The sequence below is a fragment of the Pseudomonas sp. AC463 genome (genome assembly GCF_979253585.1).
On the sequence record NZ_CEEDDZ010001090.1, the window covers coordinates 1 to 241 of the forward strand.

Below are 241 nucleotides of genomic sequence, written 5' to 3' on the forward strand. Positions count from 1 at the left end.
CTGGACGAGGCGGCCGAGAAAACGATCGATCAGAGGCATCGGGACGCTTTTAATCCGCTAAATGCCAGCATACCAATCATAGTCTACATTTTCCTCCCAATAGCCGCCTTGCCCCTTGCCTATCCCGTTCAGGCTGGCGACCGCCCTCACCTGCATCAGGTATTTGGCATGTTTATATCCCAGCTGCCGCTCCACGCGCAGGCGGACAGGCGCACCGTTCATCACCGGCAGGAATCGGTCG

General features: G+C 57.7%; 1 pseudogene. It reads right to left on the reverse strand.

The features are described 5' to 3' along the window. Window positions 1-57: 57 nt before the first annotated feature. Window positions 58-241 (reverse strand): annotated as a pseudogene (locus tag AC0IYH_RS33650) (hypothetical protein); the annotation flags it as partial.